This window comes from Paracoccus sp. UBA5162, assembly GCF_002413585.1.
Lineage (GTDB): Bacteria > Pseudomonadota > Alphaproteobacteria > Rhodobacterales > Rhodobacteraceae > Paracoccus.
The window spans coordinates 18,188-41,627 of record NZ_DHXG01000014.1 but is presented as its reverse complement, the minus strand read 5'-3'; the positions used below and the strand labels follow the sequence as shown (position 1 = coordinate 41,627).

Below are 23,440 nucleotides of genomic sequence, written 5' to 3'. Positions count from 1 at the left end.
CAGCACCTCCAGCGGCAGACGCATCGCATCCGCGCGGCCCGATTCGTAGTAATGGGCGCGTCCCCCGAAGACCGCGACGCGGCGCCCCTCGAGATCGCCGATCACCAGGTGCGGGACATGGCCCGATACGCCCGCATGGGGAAAGCCCGGCAGTTCGTCATAGGGAATGGCGGTGCCGTCTACCTGCGCCGACAGGTGGCCGAGGCCAGAGCCCAGGATGAAGCCGTATTCGGGCGCCGCCGCACCGGCGCGCGACCGGATCAGGGCGGCAAGTTCAGCGTTCCTTGACATAGGGTTCTCCGCCCGCGCGGGGCGGGATGGCGCGACCGACAAAGCCCGCGAGGATGATCACGGTCAGGATATAGGGCAGCGCGTTCATGAACATCGACGGCACCGTGACGATGCCGAGATCCAGATTGGGATAGCGGTTGGCGATGGCTTCCAGAAGCCCGAACAGGAAGGTCGCGCCAAGCGCCCCCCAGGGCCGCCATTTGGCAAAGATCAGCGCCGCCAGCGCGATGAACCCCCGCCCCGCCGTCATTTCCTTGACGAAGCCCGCCGAGAGGCTGGTGGCAAGATAGGCGCCGGCGATGCCGGTCAGGACGCCGCAGATGCCGATGGCGGCATAGCGCAGCCGCGTCACCGACACGCCGGCCGTATCGACCGAGGCGGGGTTTTCGCCCACCGCGCGCAGGCGCAGGCCGAAACGGGTGCGAAACAGCACCCACCAGGTCAGCGGCACTGCCAGGAAGGCCACATAGACCAGGATCGAGTGTCCCGAAATGAGCTGCGCATAGATCGGTCCGATGACCGGCACCTGACCAAGCGTATCGGCCAGCGGCAGGGTGATTTCCTGAAAGCGGGCGGCGCCTTGCAGCGACGGCGTCCGTCCGCCGAGGCCGAAAATCTTCTGGCCCAGCAGAACGGTCATCCCCGAAGCCAGGAAATTGATCGCCACACCGGAAATCAGCTGGTTTCCCATGAAGGTGATCGAGGCGAGGCCGTGGATCAGCGACATCGCCATCGACCCGCCGATACCGGCCAGAAGGCCCAGCCATGCGCTGCCCGTCGCATAGGCGACCGAGGCGGCGGTGAAGGCGGCCATCAGCATCTTCCCTTCAAGGCCGATATCGAACACGCCGGATCGTTCGGAATAAAGCCCCGCCAGGCAGGCCAGCAGCAGCGGCGTCATCAGCCGCACGGCGCTGTCGAGGATCTGCAGGACGGTGTTGAAATCCATCATGCAGCCCTCCGCTTGCGCAGCGCGAGGAACATCCGCTCCAGCGGCATCCGCACCATGTTGTCCAGCGCGCCGGTGAACAGGATCACCAGCGCCTGGATGACGACAATCAATTCGCGCGGGATACTGGTCCACAGCGCCAGCTCCCCTCCGCCCTGATAAAGAAAGCCGAAGAGAAGCGCGGCCAGAAAGACACCGAAAGGATGGTTGCGGCCCATCAGGGCCACGGCGATGCCGATGAAGCCCGCACCCTCGACCGCGTTCAACACCAGCCTTTCGCTTTCGCCCATGACGTTGTTGATCGCCATCAGTCCCGCCAGACCGCCCGAGATCAGCATCGCGATCACGATGATGCGCACCGGGCTGATGCCGGCATAGAGCGCGCCCGGCTCGGACCGGCCGAGGGCGCGGATCTCGTATCCCAGGCGCGTCCGCCAGATCAGCAGCCAGACCAGCAGGCAGGCCAGGATCGCGATCAGGAAGGTGATGTTGACCGGCGTGTTCTTGCCCCATTGGATTCCGATCGCCGCGGCGATGTCGGTCAGCGCCGGAAGATAGGTGCTTTCGGGGAACCGGGCCGAGGCCGGGTCCATGCTGCCGACCGGCCGCAGGATGTTGACCAGGACATAATTCAGCAGGGCCGCGGCGATGAAGTTGAACATGATCGTGGTGATCACGATATGACTGCCGCGCTTCGCCTGAAGCCATGCCGGGATCAGCGCCCATGCCGCGCCGAACAGGGCCGCGCCGATCATCGCGGCGGGCAGGGCCAGCAGCCAGTGAGGCAGCGGCACCGACAGCAGGACCAGCGCGACGCCCAGCCCCCCCATCATCGCCTGACCTTCGCCGCCGATATTGAACAGGCGCGCGTGATAGGCCACCGCGACGGCAAGGCCGGTGAAGATGAAATTCGTCGTGTAATACAGCGTGAAGCCCCAGCCATAGCTGGATCCAAGCGCGCCATCGACCATCGTCTTCAGGGCCGCGGCGGGGCTTTCGCCGATGGCCAGGATCACGAGGGCCGAAATCGCCATGGCCAGAACCAGCGAAATCAGCGGCGTCAGGATCACGTCGGCCCATTTCGGCATCTTGTCCATCAGCGCGGCCCCCCGTTCGCGGTCTCGTCCGGCAGGTCATCGACATGCCTGTGTTCAGGCGGGATGCCATCTTCGGCGGCGTGATGTTCGGTATCGGTCACGCCGGCCATCAGCAGGCCAAGCTCGCCCGTCGTGGTCTGATCGGGCAGCCGCTCGCCCATGATGCGGCCATCGAACATGACTGCGATGCGGTCGGACAGCGACAGGATCTCGTCCAATTCGACGCTGACCAGCAAGACCGCCTTGCCCGCGTCGCGCAACTCGATGATCCGCTTGTGAATGAATTCGATGGCGCCGATATCGACGCCGCGCGTGGGCTGGCCGATCAGCAGCAGGTCGGGATTGCGCTCGAGCTCGCGGGCCACCACCAGTTTTTGCTGGTTGCCGCCGGAAAAATCGCGTGCGGCCAGGTCGCAATTGCGCGGGCGGCAGTCGAAATCTTCCATGTATTTCTTGGCATCGCGGCGGATGGCGTCATTGTCCATCAGCCACCCCTTCTGGTATTCGGCTTTGTCGTGATAGCCGAAGGCGATGTTCTCCCAGGCGGTGAAATCCATGATCAGACCCTCGGTCTGCCGATCCTCGGGCACATGGCCGATGCCGCGCCTGCGCCGCGTCCGCGCGTCGGAACCGGCACCCGTCAGGTCCAGCGCCTCTCCGTTCATGCGGATCGCGCCGCTGACCCTGGCGCCCTTTTCGGGATAGCCGCCCAGCAATTCCAGAAGCTGGGTCTGGCCGTTGCCGGACACGCCCGCGATCCCCAGGATCTCGCCTGCACGGATGTCGAAGCTGATGCCGCGAAGACGCTCCACGCCCTCGTGGTCGATCAGGTGCAGATCGCGCACTTCCAGCACCGGGGCGCCGGGCCGGGCAGGGGTCTTGTCCACGTTCAGCAGCACCTTGCGGCCCACCATCAGTTCGGCCAGCGCCTCGGGGCTGGTCTCGGCGGTGCTGACCGAGGCCACCATCTCGCCGCGCCGCATGACCGAGACGGTGTCGGTGATGTCCATGATCTCGCGCAGTTTGTGGGTGATCAGGATGATCGTCTTGCCCTCGGCCTTCAGTCCCTCGAGGATGCGGAACAGATGGTCCGCCTCGGCCGGGGTCAGAACGCCGGTCGGTTCGTCCAGGATCAGGATATCGGCCTGGCGATACAGCGCCTTCAGGATCTCGACCCGTTGCTGATGGCCGACCGACAATTCCTCGATTGTTTCGTCTGGATCGACGTTCAGTTCGTATTCGTGGGCCAGTTGCTTCAGCACGCCGCGCGCCTTGGCCAGCGAAGGGCGCAGCAGGCGGCCGTCCTCGACGCCGAGGATGATGTTTTCCAGAACCGTGAAATTCTGCACCAGTTTGAAATGCTGGAACACCATGCCGATGCCGGCACGGATGGCGGTCTGGCTGTCGGCGATGGCGATCGGTTCGCCATTGACCAGAATCCGGCCCCGGTCGGGCTTGTAGAAGCCGTAAAGGATCGACATCAGCGTCGATTTCCCGGCGCCGTTCTCGCCGATGATGCCGTGGATCGAGCCCTTGGCAACGCGCAGATCGATATCCTTGTTCGCCTGCACCGGACCGAAGGCTTTCGAAATCCCCTTCAGCTCGATGGCGTAGGGGGCAGCCGTCTCCGGCCGCCCCCCTGCGTCTTGTGCCGTCATGGCCATTGCTACTCGACCGGGCAGGCGTTGTCGGTCATGTAGTCGTGGACCTTGATCTCGCCCGAGGCGATCTTGGCCGTTGCGTCGTCCACCGCGGCCTGCATCTCGGCGGTGACCAGATCCTTGTTGTTGTCGTCGATGGCGACGCCCACGCCATTGGCCTTGAGATCCATGACCTTGACGCCGGGCTCCAGATCGGGTCCGGCGGTGAAGGCGTCGTAGACGGCGTTGTCCACGCGCTTGACCATCGAGGTCAGCATCGAACCCGGATGCAGGTAGTTCTGGTTGCTGTCCACGCCGATGCCCAGCTTGCCGTCATCCGCCGTCGCCTGCAGCACGCCGATGCCGGTTCCGCCGGCGGCAGCATAGATCACGTCCGCGCCCTGGCTGATCTGCGCCTTGGCCAGTTCGCCGCCCTTCACCGGGTCGTTCCATGCCGCAGGCGTTGTGCCGGTATAGTTGATCAGCACCTTGCCATCGGGCTTCACGGCCTTGAAGCCCTGGGCATAGCCGCATTCGAACTTGTGGATCAGCGGAATGTCCATGCCGCCGATAAAGCCCACGATGTCGGATTTCGAGGCCATCCCGGCCATCATCCCGGCCAGATAGCTGCCCTGTTCCTCGGTGAAGACGACCGATTGCACGTTGGGCTGATCCACGACCATGTCGATGATCGCGAATTTCGTGTCGGGATAATCGGGCGCGACCTTGTTCAGCACGTCGCCGAAGGCAAAGCCGGTCATCACGATCGGATTGGCGCCGGTTTCGGCCAGCCGGCGCAGCGCCTGTTCGCGCTGCGCCTCGGACTGCATCTCCAGTTCCTTGTAGGAGCCGCCGGTTTCCTCGACCCAGCGTTTGGCGCCGTTATAGGCGGCCTCGTTGAACGACTTGTCGAATTTGCCGCCCAGATCGTAGATCAGGGCCGGTTCGGCCAGGGCCGCGCCCGCAGTCAAGGCCATGACGGCCGAGCCCGCCATCAGCGTTTTCATCAGATTCATGCCAGAACCTCTTCCTGTTGGGGCAGGCGATTCAAGCCGCCCGCCGAATGGGCCGATTAGGGCGCATCGGGCAGAGCCGGTCAACCGGGTTCTTGGGGCGCGGCAAGGTCGAGACGCATCACGATCGCATCCAGGCCCGGCGCGTAATAGCCGCGCCTGCGCCCCGCATCACGCCAGCCTGACGCATGATACAGTGCGCGGGCGGCGATGTTGTCATGGGCCACTTCCAGAAAGGCGGTGCCGGCGCCCAGGCGGCGTGACGTTGCGGCAAAATCCTGCGTCAGGGCGCGTCCCACGCCCCGCTGCCGCGCCTCGGGCGCGACTGCGAGGGTCAGCAATTCGGCCTCGCCCGCGATGCTGCGACCCAGAAGGAACGCATCGGGCCGAAGCAGAAGGAAGGCGCCCGGCATGTCCAGCAGAGCGCGGAACTCGGTTTCCGACCAGGGGCGCGGGGCGACGAAGCAGCGCGCGTGCAGCGCGGCAAGCCGGTCGGGTGTCATTCTCTTTCCAGAATGACCAATCCCGCCTCGCGCGGGGGGGCGGCATCGGCCGGACGCAGATAGATCGGCGCGGGGCGCGGCTGGGCGGGACTGTCGCGGCGCTCCAGCGCCAGACGCGCAATGGCCTCGGCCAGCGGGATTGCCGGCGCAGCCGGCGCGGGGCCGGGCGGCAGCGCGCCGGCCGCAGCTTGCTGCGGCCGGCCCCCCGCATCATCCGCCGCGCCGGTGCCGAAATCCTGCCAGATCACCTGCTCGCGCCGCGCAGGGATCACGACGCGGCAGGGTCGGGGCAGGCCATGGGCCGCAGCCTCGGTCACGGCGACGCCCAGGGCCGGAATGCCCAGCGACAGGGCCAGTCCGCGCGCCGCCGCAACCGCCACCCGGATTCCAGTGAAGTTGCCGGGCCCGGTGCCGACGCCGATGACATCCAGATCGTGCCAGTTCAGTCCCGCCTCGGCCAGCAGCTGTTCCAGCAGCGGAAACAGCCGTTCGGCCTGTCCCCTGGCCATCGCTTCATGATGCTGGACCAGCACCCGGTCGCCCCGAAGCAAAGCGGCCGCGCAATGCGCGGCCGATGTGTCGAAGCCCAGGGCAATCCCCTCAGGCAACGGGCCTGACCTCGATCACCTCGGGGATATAGTGGCGCAGCAGGTTCTCGATCCCCATCTTCAGCGTCAGGGTCGAGGACGGGCAACCCGCGCAAGCCCCCTGCATGTGCAGATAGACCACGCCCCGGTCGAATCCGTGAAAGGTGATGTCGCCGCCATCCTGCGCCACCGCCGGGCGGACACGGGTATCCAGCAATTCCTTGATCTGGACCACGATCTCGGAATCCGGGCCGTCATGCGCGGCATGACCGGCGCTTTCGGGGGCCTCACCCTCGATCACCGGGGCGCCGGACTGGAAATGCTCCATGATCGCGCCCAGGATCGAGGGTTTGAGATGATCCCAGGGCTGATCCTCGACCTTGGTGACGGTCACGAAATCCCGGCCCAGGAAAACGCCGGCGATACCCTCGATGGCGAAGATGCGGCGGGCCAAAGGCGATTTCGCGCCGGATTCAGGCGTCGGGAAATCCGCGGTGCCGCTGCCCAGGACGGTTTCGCCGGGCAGGAATTTCAGGGTCGCCGGGTTGGGCGTGGTTTCGGTCTGGATGAACATGGGGCGCGCTCCTTTCCGCATGATATGGCGATGCGGCCTGTCCGGGTCAAGCAAGCCGGCTCAGGTGATCGCCTCCAGCCGCTCCTTGGAGATGTCGCCGGGCACGATGGTGATCGGGCAGGGCAGGTTGCTGGCCTCGCGCAAAAGCCTGTTCAGCACCGGGTTCGGCCCCGCCTTGTCCGGGTTCAGGCCCAGCACGACGATGCCGATCTCGGGATCATCCGCAAGCTGGGCGATCAGTTCGTCGGCCGGATCGCCCTCGCGGATGACCAGTTCCGGCTCGACCTTGGGGCGCGAGCGCATCCATTTGGCGAAGACCTCGAAATGGGCTTCGATCCGCTCGTGCGCCTCGGCGCGCATGACATCGGCGACGCCGAATCCGTGCTGGATATCGGCCGCCGGAATGACCGAAAGGATCACCACGGCACCGCCGGTATGAGCGGCGCGCATCGCCGCGAAACGCATCGCGTTCAGGCATTCGCGGCTGTCATCGAGAAGGACAAGGAACTTGCGCATGGGGCTCTGATCGGTGGCTCTCTGGGCGGACAGTGGCCGAACTGCCATGCTAGTGCAAGTCATTCGGCGGGAATGCGTCAGTCTGGTTTCCTTGTCCGGAAGGATGTGTTACCGCGGACCGATTGAGGCAATCCGACGGGCAGGCGCGTTGTGACGATCCATCACGACTGGGACAAGGCAGAAGCGGCCCAGCTTGCGACGCTGACCGGGTCCAAGATGGCCTGGTTCCTGGGTCAGGCCCGCGACAGCGGCATGAAGCCCATGCCGCGCCGCAAGCGTCTGTTCGATGTGACACTGGCGCTGATGCTGATGATTCCGCTGTCCGTGGTGATGGCCGTCATGGCCTTTCTTCTGCTGATCGTGCAGGGGCGTCCGATTTTCTATACCGCGCACCGGATGCGCGCGCCGGGCCAGTCCTTCACGCAGTTGAAATTCCGCACCATGACCACGGAAGAGGACGATTTCGGCGCCACCGGCGCGCACAAGCACTGGCGCATCACGCCCCTGGGCCATTTCCTGCGCCGCACGCGGATCGACGAATTGCCGCAGTTGTTCAACATCCTGCGCGGCGACATGAGCTTCGTCGGCCCGCGCCCGCCGCTGCGCGAATATGTCGAACGTTTCCCCGCAGTTTACGCGCAGGTGCTGAAAAGCCGTCCGGGCGTGACCGGGTTGGCGACGCTTATCTATCATCGGCACGAGGACCGGATCCTCGCACGCTGCAAATCCGCCGCCGCGACCGAGGCCGCCTATTATCGCCGCTGCCTGCCGGTCAAGCTGAAGATCGACCTGATCTACCAGCGCCACCGCGATTTCGGCCTGGATCTGTGGATCCTGTGGTCCACGGTCAAGATCGTGCTGACCAGGAAGGACGAGCGCCCGCGCCGGCGCGGTCGCGCCTAGATCCCGAACAGGGGATCGCCGGGATAGCCGACGCCCGTCAGATACAATCCATGGGGCGGACAGACAGGCCCGCAGGCCGCGCGGTCGCGCGCCGCCAATGCCCGGGCCACGCGCTCCGGCTGCCATGAACCCGCGCCCACCCGTTCCAGCGTGCCGACAATGGAGCGCACCTGGTTATGCAGGAAAGACCGCGCCCGCAGGGTGAAACGGTATTCCCGGCCATGGGGGATCGCGATTTCGTCGATGCCGATCGCGTCCAGCGTTTTCAGTGGGCTCTTGGCCTGACAGATCGAGGACCGGAATGTGGTGAAATCGTGCTGACCGATCAGATGCGCGGCGGCCTCGCGCATGGCCCGCGTGTCCAGCGGTTTCAGGACGCGCCAGGCAAGGCCCTGGTCATGCGTCATCGGTGCCCGGCGGGCGATCAGTCTGAACAGATAGCGCCGTTCCGTGGCCGAGAACCGGGCATGAAAATCCTCGGCCACCCGCTTTGCCGCCAGCACCGCCACGGGGGCGGGCTTGAGGTGGAAATTCAGCGCCTCGGCCAGACGGAAAGCGTCCCAGTCGCGCAGCAGTTCGGCATGGGCGACCTGTCCGGTCGCATGAACGCCGGCATCGGTGCGGCCTGCCGCCGCGATCCGCGCGCCCGTGGCAAAGCCGGCATCCAGCTTGGCCAGCGCGGCTTCGACGGCGCCCTGGACCGAGGGCTGGTCGGCCTGCGCCTGCCAGCCGGCGAAGGGGCCTCCGTCATATTCGATCAGCAGGGCAAAGCGGGGCATCGGCAGTCAGCGCGTCCTGTCGGCCGGATCGCGCAGCAGGTCGTCCAGAAACTGCGCCGAGTCGGTCAGGTTCGGGCGATCCGGGCTGGCCACGCCTTCGCGGGCCAGCCGGTCGCGCAAAACCGAGATCTCGATTTCCAGATCGGCGCGGTCGCCCTCCAGCAGCTTGCGGGCCTTGGCGCTGAAATCGCGTTCCAGATCGTCGAGAAACGCCTCATAGGCGGTGCGCGTGGCGGGGTCGCGGCTGCGGGCATAGAGAGCCGCGAATTTCTCGGTCGCGTCGCGCGCGCCCATCAGATAGACGCCCAGATAGCGCCGCGCTGCCGACAGATCGCCGGGATTGCTGCGCACCCGGTCGAACAGATCGCGCACCGTCCCCGCAAAGCGCGCCACGCGCGATTGAAGTCCGCGATCACCAAGGCGCAGCATGGCCTGGTCGATCTGCGCCAGATAGGCTTCGCCTTCCTCGATCATCCGCTCGGCGCGGGTCTGCTGGAAATCCTCGCCCTCGGACATGCCCTTGTCGCGCATCGGGTCGGCCCCAAAGGCCAGCCAGTGCAGCGCCAGCCCGGTGACGCCGATCAGCGCAGCGCCGGCCCCGGCGCCCGGTTCGGCCGCGCCCAGGCCCAGGCCCAGGCCGGCCAGGACGCCCCCGAACAGCTTGCGCGGGATGGCGGGCCGGCGTGCCTTGCGACGCACGTCATAGGCGGCTTCGGCGCGCAGCCCCTCGCGCGTCAGCCACATCGCGCAGGCGATCAGGCCAAAGGCGGCGAGCCCGGCGACCATCTGGACCGGGGGCTGGAAGAATGCGGTGATCAGAAATGGTGCGGCGCCGATCGTGACCCATTTCGGCCGCGATTCCAGCCGGTGCCGCATCGCGCCGCGCGGCTGATCCGGCCGGTCGCCCTGGCGGTCGCGCCGCTGCCCGTCCGGCGAAAACCGCCCCCCGAAATTCCGCGCCATGTTCCGCCCTCCTCAGGCCGCGCCGGCCAGTGAGGCGTATAGCGCCAGAAGCACCAGCAGGTAGAAGCTGAGCCGTTGCATCGCGTTGCGGGACATGCGGTTCCTTTCCTCGGAAGGCCCGTTCCGGGCGTTCGCATCCTATATCGGCATCCTCGCGGGAATTGCAAAGGCGGGCCGGGCTCAGCCGGGAAACAGGCGCGTCAACGCCGTGTCCAGCAAGGCCGGATCCTGCAACGCCAGTCGCACCGGCAGCGCCATGACCCGGGGCCGGAAATCGCGCGGCAGCCGGGCGGCATCCTTTTCCGTCGTGACCAGTTGCGCGCCGCGCATCCGCGCCTCGGTTTCCAGCCGGGTCAGCAGGGCCGGTGTGAAAGGCTGATGATCGTCCAGTGCCTCGGCCCGCAGGATGGAGGCGCCAAGAGAGGCCAGCGTGGCAAAGAATTTCTCGGGATGACCGATTCCGGCGAAGGCCACGACGCGGTGTCCCTGCCAGTCGATCCCGGTCTGCAGCGGCGCCAGCGTTCCGCGCAGATGGGGCGGAGCATCCGGCGGCGGGACAAAGCGGTCCTGTGCCGCGGCATCGCCGATGGAAAGCAGCAGATCGGCGCGGGCAAGACCCCGGACCACGGGTTCGCGCAGGGGGCCGGCGGGCAGGCAAAGCCCGTTGCCGAAACCTCGTGCCGCATCGACCACGACGATGGCCAGGTCATGCGCCAGCGCCGGATCCTGGAAGCCGTCATCGAGAATGATCGCCTGCGCCCCTGCCGCGCAGGCCGCCCGCCCGCCTGCCTGCCGGTCATCGGCCACCCAGACCGGGCCGAAGGCCGCCATCAGCAGCGGCTCGTCGCCGGTCAGGGCGGCATCGTGACGCCGCTCGTCAACCCTCAGCGGTCCTTTGGCCCGGCCGCCATGGCCGCGCGAGACGACATGGGCGTCGATCCCCAGTCCCAGAAGATGCTGTTGCAGGTGAATGACGGTCGGCGTCTTGCCGGTGCCGCCCGCGTTCAGGTTGCCGACGCAGATTACCGGGATGTCAAGGCGCAGGCGCGCCTTGCCCGCCAGCCTGCGCCGGGTTTCGCGTGCGTAAACCGCGCCCAGCGGCGAAAGCAGCCGCGCAAGCGGCGTTGGCGGGCGCAGATACCAGAAGTCCGGTGCGCGGCTCATGGTGCGGTCGCCCGGGCCGGCCGGTCTGCCGTGCCTTCCGGCGCCGCGTCGAGGGCTGCCAGGACGGGCTGGCAGATGCGCAGCGTCACGTCCGCGCCGCCGGTGCTGACGGTCCAGGCATTCCGGGCCAGCGCCGCGATCAGTTCGGGCTGCGACAATTCCGCCATCGCCGCCGCCAGACCGGCCGCATTCGCGACCTGCCGCGCCGCGCCGGCCCCGTCCAGTTGCTGCCATTCGGTCGGATGCCGCCCCGTGACCGGGCCGTGGACAATGGCCGAACCAAGGGCTGCGGGTTCGAACGGATGTCGTGCGGCGGCGTCGTCGCCGTGCAGCGTGCCGCCCAGATAGGAGACCGGGGCAAGGCGATACCACAGGCCCATCTCGGCCAGCCCGTCGGTCAGCATCACATGGATTTCGTCGGTCGGGTCCTCGTCCTGGTCGCGGCGGGCGACATTGAGGCCCGCCGCCTCGATCCGTTCGGCCAGCGCCCCGGCGCGGCGCGGATCGCGCGGGGCCCAGAACAGCAGCGCCCGATGCGATTGCCGCAGCGCAGCCAGATGCGCCTGCAACACGGCCTCATCCTCGTTTTCGGGGATTGCGGCGGCCAGCCATGAATGCCGCCCGCGCACCAGCTGCGCGATGGCCTCGCGTTCGGATTCGGCGCAGGGCAGGGGTTCGTGGATCGCCGCCACCGGCCCGGTCATCGTCAGCCGCGCCGGATCAAGCCCCATCTCTCTGGCAATCTCGTGGCTGCCGGGATCGGTCAGCAGGATCGTCTGCATTCGACGCAGAAGTTCACGCCGCATCGCCGCGCGCAGCGTCCAGCCCATATCCTGCGGGTCCAGTCTTGCCTCGCCCAGGATGACCGGGACGCCGTCGCGTGCCGCGGCGGTGATCAATGCGCCCGGCAGATCCGGACCCAGAAGCAGCAGGCAGCCCGGCCTTGCCGCCGCGATCAGCGCCTCGGCGGCGCCGCGATCACGGCCGGGATCGGCGATCCCGTCCTGGCCGATGGTCAGGATCCGGACATCGCGCCGCGTCGCGTTCAGCCGGGTGCGGATCTGCTGGGCGGCGTTTTGGTGTCCCTCCGAGACGTGCAGGATCAGTGCCTGGCCTTCTGTCAGGGGCGGCAGCGAGGGGGGGTCGGTGGTCCGCCGGGACGGGCCACGCAGATGCAGCCACAGACCCAGCCCGCCTAGCCCCGGACCCCGCATCAGCCGCCAAGTTCCTCGGTCGGGCTGACCGGCGTTTCCTCGTCGCGAAGCCGGTGCAGATGGGCGATGAAATAGCGTGTCTCGGCGCTGTCCACGGTGCGCTGAGCCTCGGCTTTCCAGGCGTTGTAGGCGCGTTCGTAGTTCGGAAAGATGCCGACGACGTGAATGTCGTCGGTGTCGCGGAACTGCGTGCTTTGCGGGTCGATCAGTTCGCCGCCAAAGACGAGATGAAGACGCTGGACCATGAGACCTCCTTGTCGTGACCGGAATGTCCGAACCTAGCGCGGCCCGCAGAGGAGATGAAGCGGGTTCGGCTAAAATGCAGGGCAATCGGGCTTTGCCTTGCCGCGGCCTGCCGGGCTATCAGTGGCGCGACACGGCCAGAAGGCCGGATCCTGATCCCGTGGGGCGCGCGATGGTGTGGCGCTGCGCTTGCCGGGAAAGAGGGGTTCCGGCGTTCGCCTGCGCTGGAACCCCTCATGGCTTCGCGGCTGCTTTCCGGCCGGCGGATGCGGCACGGGCGGCTGGCCAGGGCTGCGGGCTGGCGCCGGGATGCGTCATCAGCGGCCGGCAAGTTCCATCATCACGGCCCACTCGGCCTCGGTGACGGGCTGGACCGACAGGCGGCTGTTGCCCGCCAGGGCCATGTCCTTCAATCGCGGCTCGGCCTTGACCACGGCCAGCGGGACGGGTCTGGGCAGTCTCTCGACCGCCTTCACGTCCACGCATTCCCAGCGGGCGTCATCGGTGGTGCTGTCGGGGTGGGCCTCGGCGACGATCTCGACGATTCCGACGGCCTCTTTTCCGACATTCGAATGATAGAACAGCCCCCGATCGCCCTTCTTCATCTCGCGCATGTTGTTGCGCGCCTGATAGTTGCGCACACCGTCCCATTCCTCGCCCGCCTCGCCCCTGGCGACCAGGTCGTCCCATCCGAACACGTCGGGTTCGGATTTGAACAGCCAGTATTGCATCAACCGATCACCTTGTTCCATTCGGTCACGTCCACGCTGTGGAAAAGACCCGCCTTCTTGTAGGGATCGCGCGCGGCCCAGTCGCGCGCGGCGTCCAGATCGCGGGCCTCCAGCACGATCAGCGAACCGCACATGTCGCCATTTTCGATCAGCGGACCGGCCATGCGGACGATGCCCGAATCGCGGATGAAGCCCAGGTGGGCCTGGCGGCTGTCCAGTCGGGTCTGCAACTGGCCGGGCTTGTCGCGGCAGATGACGGCGAACAGGGGCATCATTCCTCCTTCAACGGTCGGTTCATCAGGATATCGGCGGCCTTTTCGACCGATACGGCGCCGCTGGCAAGGGCCGCGACCATGCCGGCGATGGGCATGTCGGTTCCCTCGCGAGAGGCAAGGGCCGAGACCGCGCGGGCGGTGGCGGCACCTTCGACGGTAATCGTCGGATCGAAATCCTCGCCGCGTCCCATCGCCTGACCAAAGCGGAAGTTGCGCGATTGCGGCGATGTGCAGGTCAGGATCAGGTCGCCCAGTCCGGACAGGCCGGTCAGCGTCTCGGAGCGGGCGCCGAGGGCGGTGGCAAAGCGGGTCATTTCGGCAAAGCCGCGTGTGACGATGGCCGCGCGGGCGCTGTCGCCAAGACCCGCCCCGATTACCACGCCCGCGGCGATGGCAACCACGTTCTTCAGCGCCCCGCCCAGTTCGGCACCGGTCAGGTCGGCACTGCGATAGAGGCGCAGGACGCGGGTGGACAGCGCCCGCTGCAATTCCGCGCCCGCAGAGTCGCGGGGGCAGGCCAGCGTCAGCGCCGTGGGCAGCCCGCGCGCGATATCGGCCGCGAAAGAGGGCCCGGTCAGCGTCGCGACGGTGCTGGCAGGACAGGCATCCGCGATGATGCGCGAGGGGCCGGTCAGCCGGTCGAGGTCGATTCCCTTGGCAGTGTTGACCAGCATCCTGCCGTCCAGCGCGGCGCCGTGATCGGCCATGAACGGGCGCAATGCCTGCGCGGGCAGGGCCAGCAGCACGGTCCGGGCGCCCAGGGCGCACGCCAGATCATCGGTGACGGTGACGGCCTCGGGCAGGCTGACCCCCGGCAATCTGGGGTTTTCGCGCCGCCATCGGGTATCACGGCCCCACAGGACGACCGGGCCATTCGCCGACAGCGCCACCGCCAGCGCCGTGCCAAAGGCGCCCGCGCCGAGGATCGACACCTTCATGCCTTGGCGCCTTTCCTGCCGCCGCCCAGCATCGGTGCCGCCGCAGGGTCCAGGGGCCAGCGAGGCCGGGCGGCAAGGTCCATGCCGTCGCGCTGGCCCAGCCGGAACTGCTCGATCCCCGCCCAGGCGATCATGGCGCCATTGTCGGTGCAAAGCCGCAGCGGCGGGGCCAGGAAACGTGCGCCTGCCTCGAGCGCGGTCCGTTCCAGCGCGGCGCGGATCGCGCCGTTCGCGGCGACACCGCCGGCCACCGCCAGCAACGGAACCGGGCTGACCGACAGCGCGCGGCGGGCCTTTTCGGCCAGGGTCTCGGTGACGGCCTGTTGAAAGGCGGCGCAAAGGTCGCTGCGGTCCGTTTGCCGCAGCCCGCCCTGTTCGCCGATCAGACCGTCGCGCAGACGCAGGGCGGCGGTCTTCAACCCCGAGAAGGACAGGTCGCAGCCCGGCCGGTCCAGCAGCGGTCGGGGCAGATCGAAGCGGTCAGGATCGCCCAGGGCTGCCTCGGCCTCGACCGAGGGTCCGCCGGGCTGGGGAAGGGCCAAGAGCCTGGCCAGCTTGTCGAAGGCCTCGCCCGGCGCGTCGTCGATGGTGCCGCCCAGACGGGTGAAATCCTGTGGTCCCTTGACGAGCAGGAACTGGCAATGTCCGCCCGATACCAGCAGCATCAGATAGGGAAAGTCCACGCCGTCGGTCAGGCGCGGGGTCAGGGCGTGGCCGGCCAGATGGTTCACGCCGACCAGCGGCAGACCCGCCCCCGCGACGATGCCCTTGGCGCACATGACACCGGCCATCACGCCGCCGATCAGGCCCGGCCCGGCGGTCACGGCGACGCCGGACAGATCGCGCAGGCCAAGGCGGGATCGGGCCAGCGCCTGTTCCACCACCAGATCCAGCCGTTCGGCATGGGCGCGCGCGGCGATTTCGGGAACGACGCCGCCGAAATCCGCGTGCAGGGCGGTCTGGCTGCTGACGATCGAGGACAGGATGCGCCGGTCGCCGGTCACGATCGCGGCGGCGGTGTCGTCGCAGCTGCTTTCGATGCCGAGAAAAATCAGGTCGTCCATGCTCTTGCCGGGCGGGGAAATGACGCTTACGCCTGCTGGCCTAGCACCGACCAGAGGGGTTGCCAATGCCGGCGCGCATCCGGCCCACGCTTCTTCTGACCCGACCGCGCGCGGATTCGCTGCGGTTTGCGAGGCTGCTGCCGGGCTGGCAGGCGGTGATCGCCCCCATCTTGCGGATCGTTCCGGTCGATCACGACGCCGCCCGCTTGCGCGCGGCCGGGGCGCTGCTGTTTACCTCGGCCCATGCGGTCGCAGCGGCCGGGCCGGGCGCGGGCCGCGCGGCGTTATGCGTGGGCGGGCGGACCGCAGAGGCCGCGCGGAAGGCGGGTTTCGATGTGACCGAAGGGCCTGGCGATGCCGCGGGGTTGCTGCCGCTGATCGCCAGGTGGCGCGGGGCGCCGCTGCTGCATCCGCATGGCCGGCACCTTGCCCGCGAATTGCCGGTTCCGGGAATGGTCGTCTATGAACAGAAAAGCTGCGATCTGACGGATGAGGCGCGCGATCTTCTGGCGCGGGGCGGTGATGTGGTGCTGCCGCTTTTCTCGGCACGATCGGCCGCACTGGCGGCTGCGGCGGTCCGTGGTTCGATGTCGCGGTTGTGGCCGGTGGCGATCAGCGCGACGGTGATGCAGGCCTGGGACGGACCGCGGGCGGGGTCGGCGATTGCGCAACAGCCGACGCAGGAGGGCATGGTCCAGGCGATCCGCTGCCTCGGCATCGCGGAACTATGATGTTCACGGCGGGTTGAGCCGGGGGCCACGGCTGATTACTCTGGCGGCGACGCTTCGCCGATGGCAGGCAGGGCGGCACGCGAGGACGGGGACGACACGTGAAAAAACCAGAAGAATCCAAAGCCACGAAATCCGACAAGCCCAGCACCCGGAAGGCCGCAGAGACATCACAGCCCGATCAGACCCCCGACACGGCGACGTCGCAGCCTGCCGACAAGCCAGACGACACGCCAGATGGCGGCGCGGCCGGTAGCGCACGCAAGGCCGCCGCGACGCCCGGCACGCTGAAATCCACCGACACCGGCAAGGGGGACGGATCGTCCGCCGCCGCCGCTGGCAGCACGGCCGGGCCGGTTGCCTCGCAGCTTGTCGGCGATGGCTCGTCCGATACTCCGGCTGCGCAGCCGAAGCGGAAACAGAGTGATCCGGGTCCGACCGGCGCGCTGAAGGATGTGCCGCCCGAGGCGATCCTGCGCGACACGCCGGTGGCCGACCCGACCCCGACGCAGAATGTCACCGTCCGGAAGACGGGGTTCTGGCAAATGCTGCTGGGCGGGGCCTGCGCAGCCGCCCTCGGCGCGCTTGCCGCGATCTGGGTCTGGCCGCAGACGCCCGCTGAAGCCGTCGATACGGCCTCGATTCGCGCCGAGGCCGTTGCCGCCGCGAAAGAGGCCGCCGGTACGGAAATCGCGGCTCTGCGCGACGAACTGGCCAGTGCTGCGCCCGCCCCCGACACGAATGCGCAGGCGGCTGTCGAGGCCCTGCAACAGCAGCTTGACGAACAGGCGCAGCGGCTCGATGAACTGGCGGCGCGACCGGCACTGGATCCCGGCATGGCGCAGCGGATTCAGGATCTGGCCGCGCAGGCCCAGGCGCTGGAAGGGCAAATTCAGGCCGCCGCCGAACAGGCGCAATCCCGGATCACCGCCGCCCAGAGCGAGGCGGAGAAGATGCAGGCCGCCGCCACCGACAGCACCAGACGCGCCGAGGCGGTCGCGGCGATCGCGTCGCTGCAGGCGGCTCTGGACCGCGGCGTCACGCCGGACGAGGCGCGGCAAACGCTGGAGGGTGCGGGGATGGATGCGCCCGAGCCGCTGACCCGCGAGGTGCCCAGTCTCGTCAGTCTTCAGTCCGATTTTCCGCAGGCCGCGCGCGCTGCGCTGCGCGACAGCCTGCGCGAAGCCGGTGCCGATGGCGGCAATGCGCTGACCCGTTTCTTCAGGGCGCAGACCGGCGCGCGTTCGGTCGCGCCGCGCGCGGGCGACGATCCCGATGCGATCCTTTCGCGCGCGAATGCCGAGGTCGAGAAGGGCCGCATCGACGCCGCCCTGACCGAGATGGCGGCTTTGCCCGAATCGGCGAAATCCGCACCCGCGATGGCCGGCTGGCTGACGCGCGCGCAAACCTATGCCGATGCCAAGGCCGCGTTGAACGCTCTGTCCGCGCCGTCGAACTGAGGAACCGTGATGATCCTGTCCCTGCTGAAAATCCTGTTCTTCTTCGCGGTGGTGCTGGCGGTCGCGCTTGGTGCGATCCAGTTGTCCGATACCGGCCAGACACTGTTGCTGGAATATGGCGGCAGGGAATATGCCCTGACGCCCCTCAAGGCGCTGATCGCGCTGATCCTGCTGATGATCACGGCCTGGATCCTGTTCAGGCTGCTTGGCCTGGTGCTGGCCTTCCTGCGTTTCCTGGCGGGGGACGAGACGGCGATCAGCCGCTATTTCGACCGCTCGCGCGAACGCAGGGGTTATGCCGCGCTTGGCGAGGGGATGCTGGCCGTCGCCTCGGGCGAGGGGAAGCTGGCGCAGGCCAAGGCCGCGAAAGCCGCGAAATATCTGGACCAGCCGCATCTGACCGATCTTCTTTCGGCGCAGGCGGCCGACGTTGCGGGTGATCGCGCCCGCGCCGAGCGCGCCTATCGCAAGTTGCTGGGCGACGACCGCACCCGCTTTGTCGGCGTTCGCGGACTGATGCGGCAGAAGCTGGACGAGGGCGATACGGCGACCGCGATGCTGCTGGCGCAGAAAGCCTATGCCCTGAAACCGCGGCACAAGGAAATCCAGGATACGCTGCTGGACCTGGAGATGAAGCAGGGCGACTGGAAGGGCGCGCGCCTGATGCTGAAGGAAAAGCGCCGCCAAGGCGAATTGCCTCAGGACGTGCATATCCGCCGCGATGCGGTTATGGCGCTGCAAGAGGCCAGTGCGGTGCTGGCACAGGGCAATTCGATCAGCGCCCGCGAGGCGGCGATCTCGGCCAACAGGGCCTCGCCCGACCTGATCCCGGCCGCTGTGCTGGCCGCGCGCAGCTATATCGCGCAGAAGGACGGCCGCAATGCCGCGCGCGTGCTGGAAAAGACCTGGTCGGTCAGGCCGCATCCCGACATCGCCGCCACCTATGCAGAAATTGCCCCCGACGAGACGGCTGCCGCCCGGCTGAAACGGTTCGAGCGGCTGATCGGGAAGAACCCCGATCACGAGGAATCGCGACTTCTGAAGGCCGAATTGCTGCTGTCGGCCGAGGATTTTCCGGGCGCGCGGCGGGCCCTTGGCGATCTGGCCGAGGTCCACCCCACAGTGCGCACCCTGTCGATCATGGCTGCGGTCGAACGCGGCGAGGGCGCCGATGACAGCGTGGTTCGGGGCTGGCTGGCGCGGGCGCTGACCGCCTCGCGCGGGCCGCAATGGGTCTGCGACAAGTGTCACAACGTGATGCGCGACTGGGCGCCGACCTGCGACAGTTGCGGCGGTTTCGACACGCTGACCTGGCGCGAGCCGGATGACCGCGATCGGGGCGTTTCGCCCGGTTCCGGGGCCGAGATGCTGCCGCTTCTGGTCGGCGCGCCAAAGCCGCAGCCCGAAACGCCGGACCCCGCCGCCCCCCTGGCCGGGGCGCAGATCGACGAACCCTCTGCCCCCGCCGCCGATCAGGGCGCCGCCGTCATGTCGCCCAGACCGAAGCGCACCGAGGTCGCTGACGTGGCGCCCGGAATGGTGCCGCGCGAAAGCGATTACGTCGAGGTCGGGCCGGTCAGCACGGTCAATGCCGACGGACCGGCGCCGGCGGCCGCGAAGACGGCTGCCCCCGGTCGGGATGCCGATCGCGAACCCGTCAGGCCCGATGTCGAGCCGCCCGAGGACGCGGAATGGACCGAGGAGCGGCCGGTTCGCAAAAGCTGATTCGATGGCCCGAGGATGGGCGGCGAAAAAACGCGCCGCCCCTCTTTCGCGCCACGTCGGAACCTGCTATCCGGCCCGCCACCAGATGCCGGTGTAGCTCAGCTGGTAGAGCACGTCATTCGTAATGATGGGGTCGGGGGTTCGAGTCCCTTCACCGGCACCAGAAATCCGCCCGGATCAGGTCGGGCAGGGCCGTAATCCGGTTGCTCCGACCTCGTGCCGAGAGCCGTTTCGCAGATTCCCCGCGCCGCGCGATCCAGCCGGATTTCGGTTGGACATGCCGTTTATGGCGTGATTTGCCACTTTCCTAACAATTCGGAAAAGGTTAACATTCCCGTGAAGCCTGCGGCATGTTGCCGCTCTGCTTTCACCATTTGACCCAGTAGGATGATTACCATGTCGATCAGAACCATTTCCGCCGGTCTTGTCGTGGCCATGCTGTCAGGCGGTGCCGCCTCTGCCGCCACGATTGTCCAGAACGGCAGTTTCGAAGACGTCGCGGGCCTGGCCGGGGGCGGCACCAACAGGGGCGGCTACGGCGTCTATGATGCGATTCCCGGATGGACCCGCGGCGACGGGGCCGGAATCGAACTGCAGAACAATGCCACGCTGGGCACGCATGACGCGCAGGATGGCAACTGGTATGTCGAGCTGGACAGCGATTCCAACTCGTCCATGTATCAGGACATCACCTTCGCCAGCGCCGGTTCCTATCTTCTGTCGTTCTTCTATTCGCCGCGCACCGCGACCCAGAACGACAATGGCATCGGATACAGTCTGGGCGACAAGGTCGATGGCCTGATCGATGCCGTCTATCAATCCCCCGCGACATGGACGCAGGTGACGAAGTCGTTCACCGTGGACGCCGGCGAGGTGCTGCGCCTGTCCTTCTTTGCCGGCGGTCTCAGCAACAGCCTCGGCGGTTTCGTCGACAATGTGTCGATTGCGCCGGTGCCGCTGCCGGGCTCGCTGCTGCTTCTGGGCGGTGCGCTTGCCGGAAGTGGCGCTTTTGCGTCGCGCCGCCGCAAGAAGGCCGCCTGAGCCTGCCACGATCCCGAAAAACAGCGAACGCCCGCCGATCATCCGGCGGGCGTATTCATTGGCTGCCTTGGTGCGGGCGGCGGGAATCGAACCCGCACGAGCCAGGCTCTAGCGATTTTAAGTCGCTTGTGTCTACCGTTCCACCACGCCCGCATCGGCACCGTCGGCCGTGGCTAGCCAAGCGGTCCTGATTAATCAAGCGGAACCTCGGCTTCCGCCGCCGCGCGCCATCAGCCATAGCTGCGGGTGGGACGGTCAAAGACCTTGCGGCCCATCAGCGAGCCGACCAGATCGACCATCAGCTTCGCCGTCCGACCGCGATCGTCGAGGAACGGGTTCAGTTCGACCAGGTCCAGCGAGGTGACAAGGCCGGATTCGTGCAGAAGCTCCATCACCAGATGCGCCTCGCGGAAGGTGGTGCCGCCGGGAACCGTGGTGCCGACGGCGGGTGCGATCGAGGGGTCGAGGAAATCGACATCCAAGCTGACATGCAGCAGGCCGCCGGTGGCCCGGACGCGGTTCAGAAAGGCGCGCAGCGGTGCGACGATGCCCTGTTCGTCCAGAACCCGCATGTCGTTGACGGTGATCTCGGTATCCTGCATTGCCGCATGTTCGGCCGGGTCGACGCTGCGGATGCCGAACATGCAGATGTTCTCGCCCGGTATCGGCGCGGGAAAGGGCGGAAACGGTCCGAATCCCGGCAGCCCGCTGGCATAGGCCATGGGCGTGCCGTGCAGATTGCCCGTGGTCGTGGTCCGAAGGGTATGGAAGTCGCTGTGGGCGTCCAGCCAGATGACGAATTGCGGGCGTTGCGTCTGTGCAGCATGGGCCGCGACCCCCGCGACCGAGCCGAGCGCCAGCGAATGATCACCGCCCATGATGATCGGCATCCCTTCAGGCAGCGCGGCGGCGACCGCCTCGCGCAGCGCATTCGTCCAGGCGATGGTTTCCGGCAGATGGTGAACGGCGGCATTGGCGCAGGTCTCGTTTCCCGGTCGGTCGGGAACGACATCGCCGCGATCTTCGATCGTGTGGCCAAGTGCGGTCAGCGTGCCCGCCAGTCCGGCGGTGCGATAGGCTGCGGGGCCCATCAGGCAGCCGGGGCGCCGCTGGCCCTCGTCCACGGGGGCGCCGATGAGGATGCAATGCGTCATCTCGGTCTCCTGATGCCGGGCGCGGGGTTCAGGCCCGCGCGCCCCTGAAACGATCGGCCCATTCGGCGCGCTGATCGTCGGTGATCTTGGCGAAAAGCACGTCGGGCACGGTGAAGGCATGGCCTGCGGGAAGGGTTTCAAGCGCCTGTGCCACGTCGCCCGGCCAATCGGTCTGGTCCGTCTGCATCGCCTCCAGCATCGCGCGGGCGGCGAAGGGGATGAACGGGGCCGACAGGACCGCATGGAACCGGATCAGGTTCAGCCCCAGACGCACCTGCATCGCGGCCTGTTCGGGATCGGTCTTGAAGCTGGCCCAGGGCGCGGCGGTTTGCAGGTATTCGTTGCCCAGAACCCAGATCGCGCGCAGTTCGGCCGCGGATTTGCGGACCTCCATGCGTGACATGGCGTCCTCGTAGGCGCGCAGGCGCGTGGTCAGCGCGGCGATCAGGTTCTGTTCGGGCTGGCCAAAGCTGCCGCCTCCGGGAACCGCCTCGCCGAACTTTGCCCGACAGAACTTGGTCACGCGGCTGACGAAATTGCCCAGCACGTCGGCCAGATCCTTGTTCACCGATTGCTGGAAATTCTCCCAGGTGAATTCGCTGTCGCCGGATTCGGGGGCATGGGACAGCAGCCACCAGCGCCAGTAATCGGCCGGCAGGATGTCCAGTGCGTGATCCATGAAGACGCCCCGGCCCTGGCTGGTCGAGAACTGGCCGCCGTCATAGGTCAGGTAATTGAACGACTTGATATAGTCGACCATCTTCCACGGCTCACCCGCGCCGATCTGGGTCACCGGAAAGCTGAGAGTGTGGAAAGGCACGTTATCCTTGCCCATGAACTGGGTATAGGTCACGTCGTCGGCGCCCTCGTCGGTGCGCCACCAGGCGCGCCACTCGGCCTCGGTGCGATCATTGGCATCGGCCCATTCGGCAGTCGCGGCGATATATTCGATGGGGGCGTCGAACCAGACATAGAAGACCTTGCCCTCCATACCCGGCCAGTCCTGATCGCCGCGCTTGACCGGCACGCCCCATGACAGGTCGCGGGTGATACCGCGATCCTGCAACCCGTCGCCGTCGTTCAGCCATTTCCTGGCAATCGAGGTCGTCAGGATCGGCCAGTCCTTCTTGCTGTCGATCCATTCGGCAATCTCGCCCTTCAGCGCGGATTGGCGCAGATAGAGGTGCTTGGTCTCGCGCACTTCCAGATTGGTGCTGCCGCTGATGGCGCTGCGCGGGTCGATCAGGTCGGTCGGATCAAGCTGCTTGGTGCAGTTCTCGCACTGGTCGCCACGGGCCTTGTCATAGCCGCAATTGGGGCAGGTACCCTCGATATAGCGGTCGGGCAGGAAGCGGCCGTCATCGATGGAATAGACCTGTTTTTCCGCGACTTCGCGGATATAGCCGTTATCGGCCAGCTTGCCCGCGAAATGCTGTGTCAGGCGTCGGTTCCGGTCGCTGGAGGAGCGGCCGTAATGATCGAAGCTGAGGCCGAAGCCCCTGGCCAGATCCGCCTGGATCCGGTGCATCCGGGCGCAATACCGGGCGACCGGCTCGCCCGTCTTGGCGGCGGCCAATTCGGCCGGCGTGCCGTGTTCGTCGGTGGCGCAGATGAACATCACCTCGTGGCCGCGCGCACGCAGATAGCGGGCATAGAGATCGGCGGGCAGCTGCGATCCGACGAGATTGCCCAGATGCTTGATACCGTTGATATAGGGCAGGGCAGAGGTGATGAGATGGCGGGCCATGGGGTTGCGTCCTTGTCAGTCGGCGCCGTATCTAGCCCCGTTGCAGGACGATTGAAAGCGGCGAGCGCGGCAGCCCGGTCACCGGCAGGGCGTTGCGCGGCGATGGCGCGAACCGGCCAGCATTCGCGGGGTGCCGCACCG

At 67.2% G+C, this 23,440-nt stretch carries 24 protein-coding genes, 2 tRNA genes and 1 pseudogene; 6 read left to right on the top strand and 21 right to left on the bottom strand.

Annotated features, from left to right (window positions below; all coding sequences use genetic code 11):
• The 9 genes and pseudogenes from B4A72_RS01680 to B4A72_RS01640 form a co-directional block, all read right to left on the bottom strand.
• Window positions 1–291 (bottom strand): annotated as a pseudogene (locus tag B4A72_RS01680) (purine-nucleoside phosphorylase); the annotation flags it as partial.
• Entirely contained in the window at window positions 275–1,240 is a 966-nt protein-coding gene (locus B4A72_RS01675) for an ABC transporter permease (RefSeq protein WP_292954575.1), read from the bottom strand. The gene B4A72_RS01675 and the pseudogene B4A72_RS01680, both read right to left, overlap by 17 nt.
• On the bottom strand, window positions 1,240–2,337 hold the full coding sequence (locus B4A72_RS01670; RefSeq protein ID WP_292954364.1) for an ABC transporter permease: 1,098 nt from the start codon (window positions 2,335–2,337) through the stop codon (window positions 1,240–1,242). Before B4A72_RS01670 ends, B4A72_RS01675 begins: the two co-directional genes overlap by 1 nt.
• Entirely contained in the window at window positions 2,337–3,995 is a 1,659-nt protein-coding gene (locus B4A72_RS01665; RefSeq protein ID WP_292954361.1) for an ABC transporter ATP-binding protein, read from the bottom strand. The genes B4A72_RS01670 and B4A72_RS01665 overlap by 1 nt, the downstream gene beginning before the upstream one ends.
• Window positions 3,996–4,003: 8 nt before the next feature.
• Window positions 4,004–4,993 carry a BMP family lipoprotein gene (locus tag B4A72_RS01660; RefSeq protein WP_292954358.1) on the bottom strand — a complete coding sequence of 330 codons (990 nt, stop codon included), beginning with the start codon at window positions 4,991–4,993 and terminating at the stop codon, window positions 4,004–4,006.
• A gap of 80 nt (window positions 4,994–5,073) precedes the next feature.
• Complete coding sequence (locus tag B4A72_RS01655; protein WP_292954355.1) at window positions 5,074–5,493, bottom strand: GNAT family N-acetyltransferase; 420 nt, start codon at window positions 5,491–5,493, stop codon at window positions 5,074–5,076.
• Window positions 5,490–6,101, bottom strand: a complete 612-nt coding sequence (gene tsaB, locus B4A72_RS01650; protein ID WP_292954352.1) for a tRNA (adenosine(37)-N6)-threonylcarbamoyltransferase complex dimerization subunit type 1 TsaB — start codon at window positions 6,099–6,101, stop codon at window positions 5,490–5,492. Before tsaB ends, B4A72_RS01655 begins: the two co-directional genes overlap by 4 nt.
• Window positions 6,094–6,654, bottom strand: a complete 561-nt coding sequence (locus tag B4A72_RS01645; RefSeq protein WP_292954349.1) for a NifU family protein — start codon at window positions 6,652–6,654, stop codon at window positions 6,094–6,096. The genes tsaB and B4A72_RS01645 overlap by 8 nt, the downstream gene beginning before the upstream one ends.
• Window positions 6,655–6,714: 60 nt before the next feature.
• Window positions 6,715–7,170, bottom strand: coding sequence for a universal stress protein (locus B4A72_RS01640; RefSeq protein WP_292954572.1), 456 nt, complete (start codon window positions 7,168–7,170; stop codon window positions 6,715–6,717).
• 261 nt (window positions 7,171–7,431) lie between these two features.
• Between B4A72_RS01640 and B4A72_RS01635 the strand changes: the two genes are divergently transcribed.
• On the top strand, window positions 7,432–8,073 hold the full coding sequence (locus B4A72_RS01635) for a sugar transferase (protein ID WP_414692153.1): 642 nt from the start codon (window positions 7,432–7,434) through the stop codon (window positions 8,071–8,073).
• Here B4A72_RS01635 and truA read toward each other — a convergent pair.
• The 9 genes from truA to tsaD form a co-directional block, all read right to left on the bottom strand.
• Window positions 8,070–8,852: a tRNA pseudouridine(38-40) synthase TruA gene (truA, locus tag B4A72_RS01630; RefSeq protein WP_292954343.1), complete on the bottom strand. Its 783-nt coding sequence runs from the start codon at window positions 8,850–8,852 to the stop codon at window positions 8,070–8,072. The genes B4A72_RS01635 and truA overlap by 4 nt on opposite strands.
• Before the next feature lie 6 nt (window positions 8,853–8,858).
• Window positions 8,859–9,815 (bottom strand): 5-bromo-4-chloroindolyl phosphate hydrolysis family protein, encoded by a 957-nt coding sequence (locus B4A72_RS01625; protein WP_292954340.1) that lies wholly within the window; start codon window positions 9,813–9,815, stop codon window positions 8,859–8,861.
• Between the two features lie 180 nt (window positions 9,816–9,995).
• Window positions 9,996–10,979: a tetraacyldisaccharide 4'-kinase gene (lpxK, locus tag B4A72_RS01620; protein WP_292977996.1), complete on the bottom strand. Its 984-nt coding sequence runs from the start codon at window positions 10,977–10,979 to the stop codon at window positions 9,996–9,998.
• Entirely contained in the window at window positions 10,976–12,193 is a 1,218-nt protein-coding gene (locus tag B4A72_RS01615) for a 3-deoxy-D-manno-octulosonic acid transferase (protein ID WP_292977995.1), read from the bottom strand. The genes lpxK and B4A72_RS01615 overlap by 4 nt, the downstream gene beginning before the upstream one ends.
• On the bottom strand, window positions 12,193–12,438 hold the full coding sequence (locus B4A72_RS01610) for a DUF4170 domain-containing protein (RefSeq protein WP_292954331.1): 246 nt from the start codon (window positions 12,436–12,438) through the stop codon (window positions 12,193–12,195). The genes B4A72_RS01615 and B4A72_RS01610 overlap by 1 nt, the downstream gene beginning before the upstream one ends.
• Window positions 12,439–12,753: 315 nt before the next feature.
• Window positions 12,754–13,167: an EVE domain-containing protein gene (locus B4A72_RS01605; protein ID WP_292954328.1), complete on the bottom strand. Its 414-nt coding sequence runs from the start codon at window positions 13,165–13,167 to the stop codon at window positions 12,754–12,756.
• Window positions 13,167–13,439 (bottom strand): YciI family protein, encoded by a 273-nt coding sequence (locus B4A72_RS01600; protein WP_414692149.1) that lies wholly within the window; start codon window positions 13,437–13,439, stop codon window positions 13,167–13,169. Before B4A72_RS01600 ends, B4A72_RS01605 begins: the two co-directional genes overlap by 1 nt.
• The gene (locus B4A72_RS01595; RefSeq protein ID WP_292977994.1) at window positions 13,439–14,380 is read right to left on the bottom strand and encodes an NAD(P)H-dependent glycerol-3-phosphate dehydrogenase; all 942 of its coding nucleotides are present in this window, start codon (window positions 14,378–14,380) and stop codon (window positions 13,439–13,441) included. Before B4A72_RS01595 ends, B4A72_RS01600 begins: the two co-directional genes overlap by 1 nt.
• Window positions 14,377–15,444, bottom strand: a complete 1,068-nt coding sequence (gene tsaD / locus B4A72_RS01590; protein WP_292954319.1) for a tRNA (adenosine(37)-N6)-threonylcarbamoyltransferase complex transferase subunit TsaD — start codon at window positions 15,442–15,444, stop codon at window positions 14,377–14,379. The genes B4A72_RS01595 and tsaD overlap by 4 nt, the downstream gene beginning before the upstream one ends.
• A 65-nt stretch (window positions 15,445–15,509) precedes the next feature.
• Between tsaD and B4A72_RS01585 the strand changes: the two genes are divergently transcribed.
• From B4A72_RS01585 to B4A72_RS01565, 5 genes are all read left to right on the top strand, one after another.
• Window positions 15,510–16,175, top strand: coding sequence for a uroporphyrinogen-III synthase (locus B4A72_RS01585; RefSeq protein ID WP_292954316.1), 666 nt, complete (start codon window positions 15,510–15,512; stop codon window positions 16,173–16,175).
• A gap of 98 nt (window positions 16,176–16,273) precedes the next feature.
• Window positions 16,274–17,632: a COG4223 family protein gene (locus B4A72_RS01580; protein ID WP_292954313.1), complete on the top strand. Its 1,359-nt coding sequence runs from the start codon at window positions 16,274–16,276 to the stop codon at window positions 17,630–17,632.
• A gap of 9 nt (window positions 17,633–17,641) precedes the next feature.
• Window positions 17,642–19,357: a heme biosynthesis protein HemY gene (locus B4A72_RS01575; RefSeq protein WP_292954310.1), complete on the top strand. Its 1,716-nt coding sequence runs from the start codon at window positions 17,642–17,644 to the stop codon at window positions 19,355–19,357.
• Between the two features lie 87 nt (window positions 19,358–19,444).
• A tRNA-Thr gene (locus tag B4A72_RS01570) sits at window positions 19,445–19,520 on the top strand.
• 233 nt (window positions 19,521–19,753) lie between these two features.
• Window positions 19,754–20,398 (top strand): PEP-CTERM sorting domain-containing protein, encoded by a 645-nt coding sequence (locus tag B4A72_RS01565; RefSeq protein WP_292954306.1) that lies wholly within the window; start codon window positions 19,754–19,756, stop codon window positions 20,396–20,398.
• Window positions 20,399–20,466: 68 nt separating this feature from the next.
• Here the strand turns inward: B4A72_RS01565 and B4A72_RS01560 are convergent.
• The 3 genes from B4A72_RS01560 to metG form a co-directional block, all read right to left on the bottom strand.
• A tRNA-Leu gene (locus B4A72_RS01560) sits at window positions 20,467–20,551 on the bottom strand.
• A 77-nt stretch (window positions 20,552–20,628) separates the two neighbouring features.
• The gene (rocF, locus tag B4A72_RS01555; RefSeq protein ID WP_292954303.1) at window positions 20,629–21,552 is read right to left on the bottom strand and encodes an arginase; all 924 of its coding nucleotides are present in this window, start codon (window positions 21,550–21,552) and stop codon (window positions 20,629–20,631) included.
• Between the two features lie 28 nt (window positions 21,553–21,580).
• Entirely contained in the window at window positions 21,581–23,299 is a 1,719-nt protein-coding gene (metG, locus tag B4A72_RS01550) for a methionine--tRNA ligase (RefSeq protein WP_292977993.1), read from the bottom strand.
• Window positions 23,300–23,440: the final 141 nt, after the last annotated feature.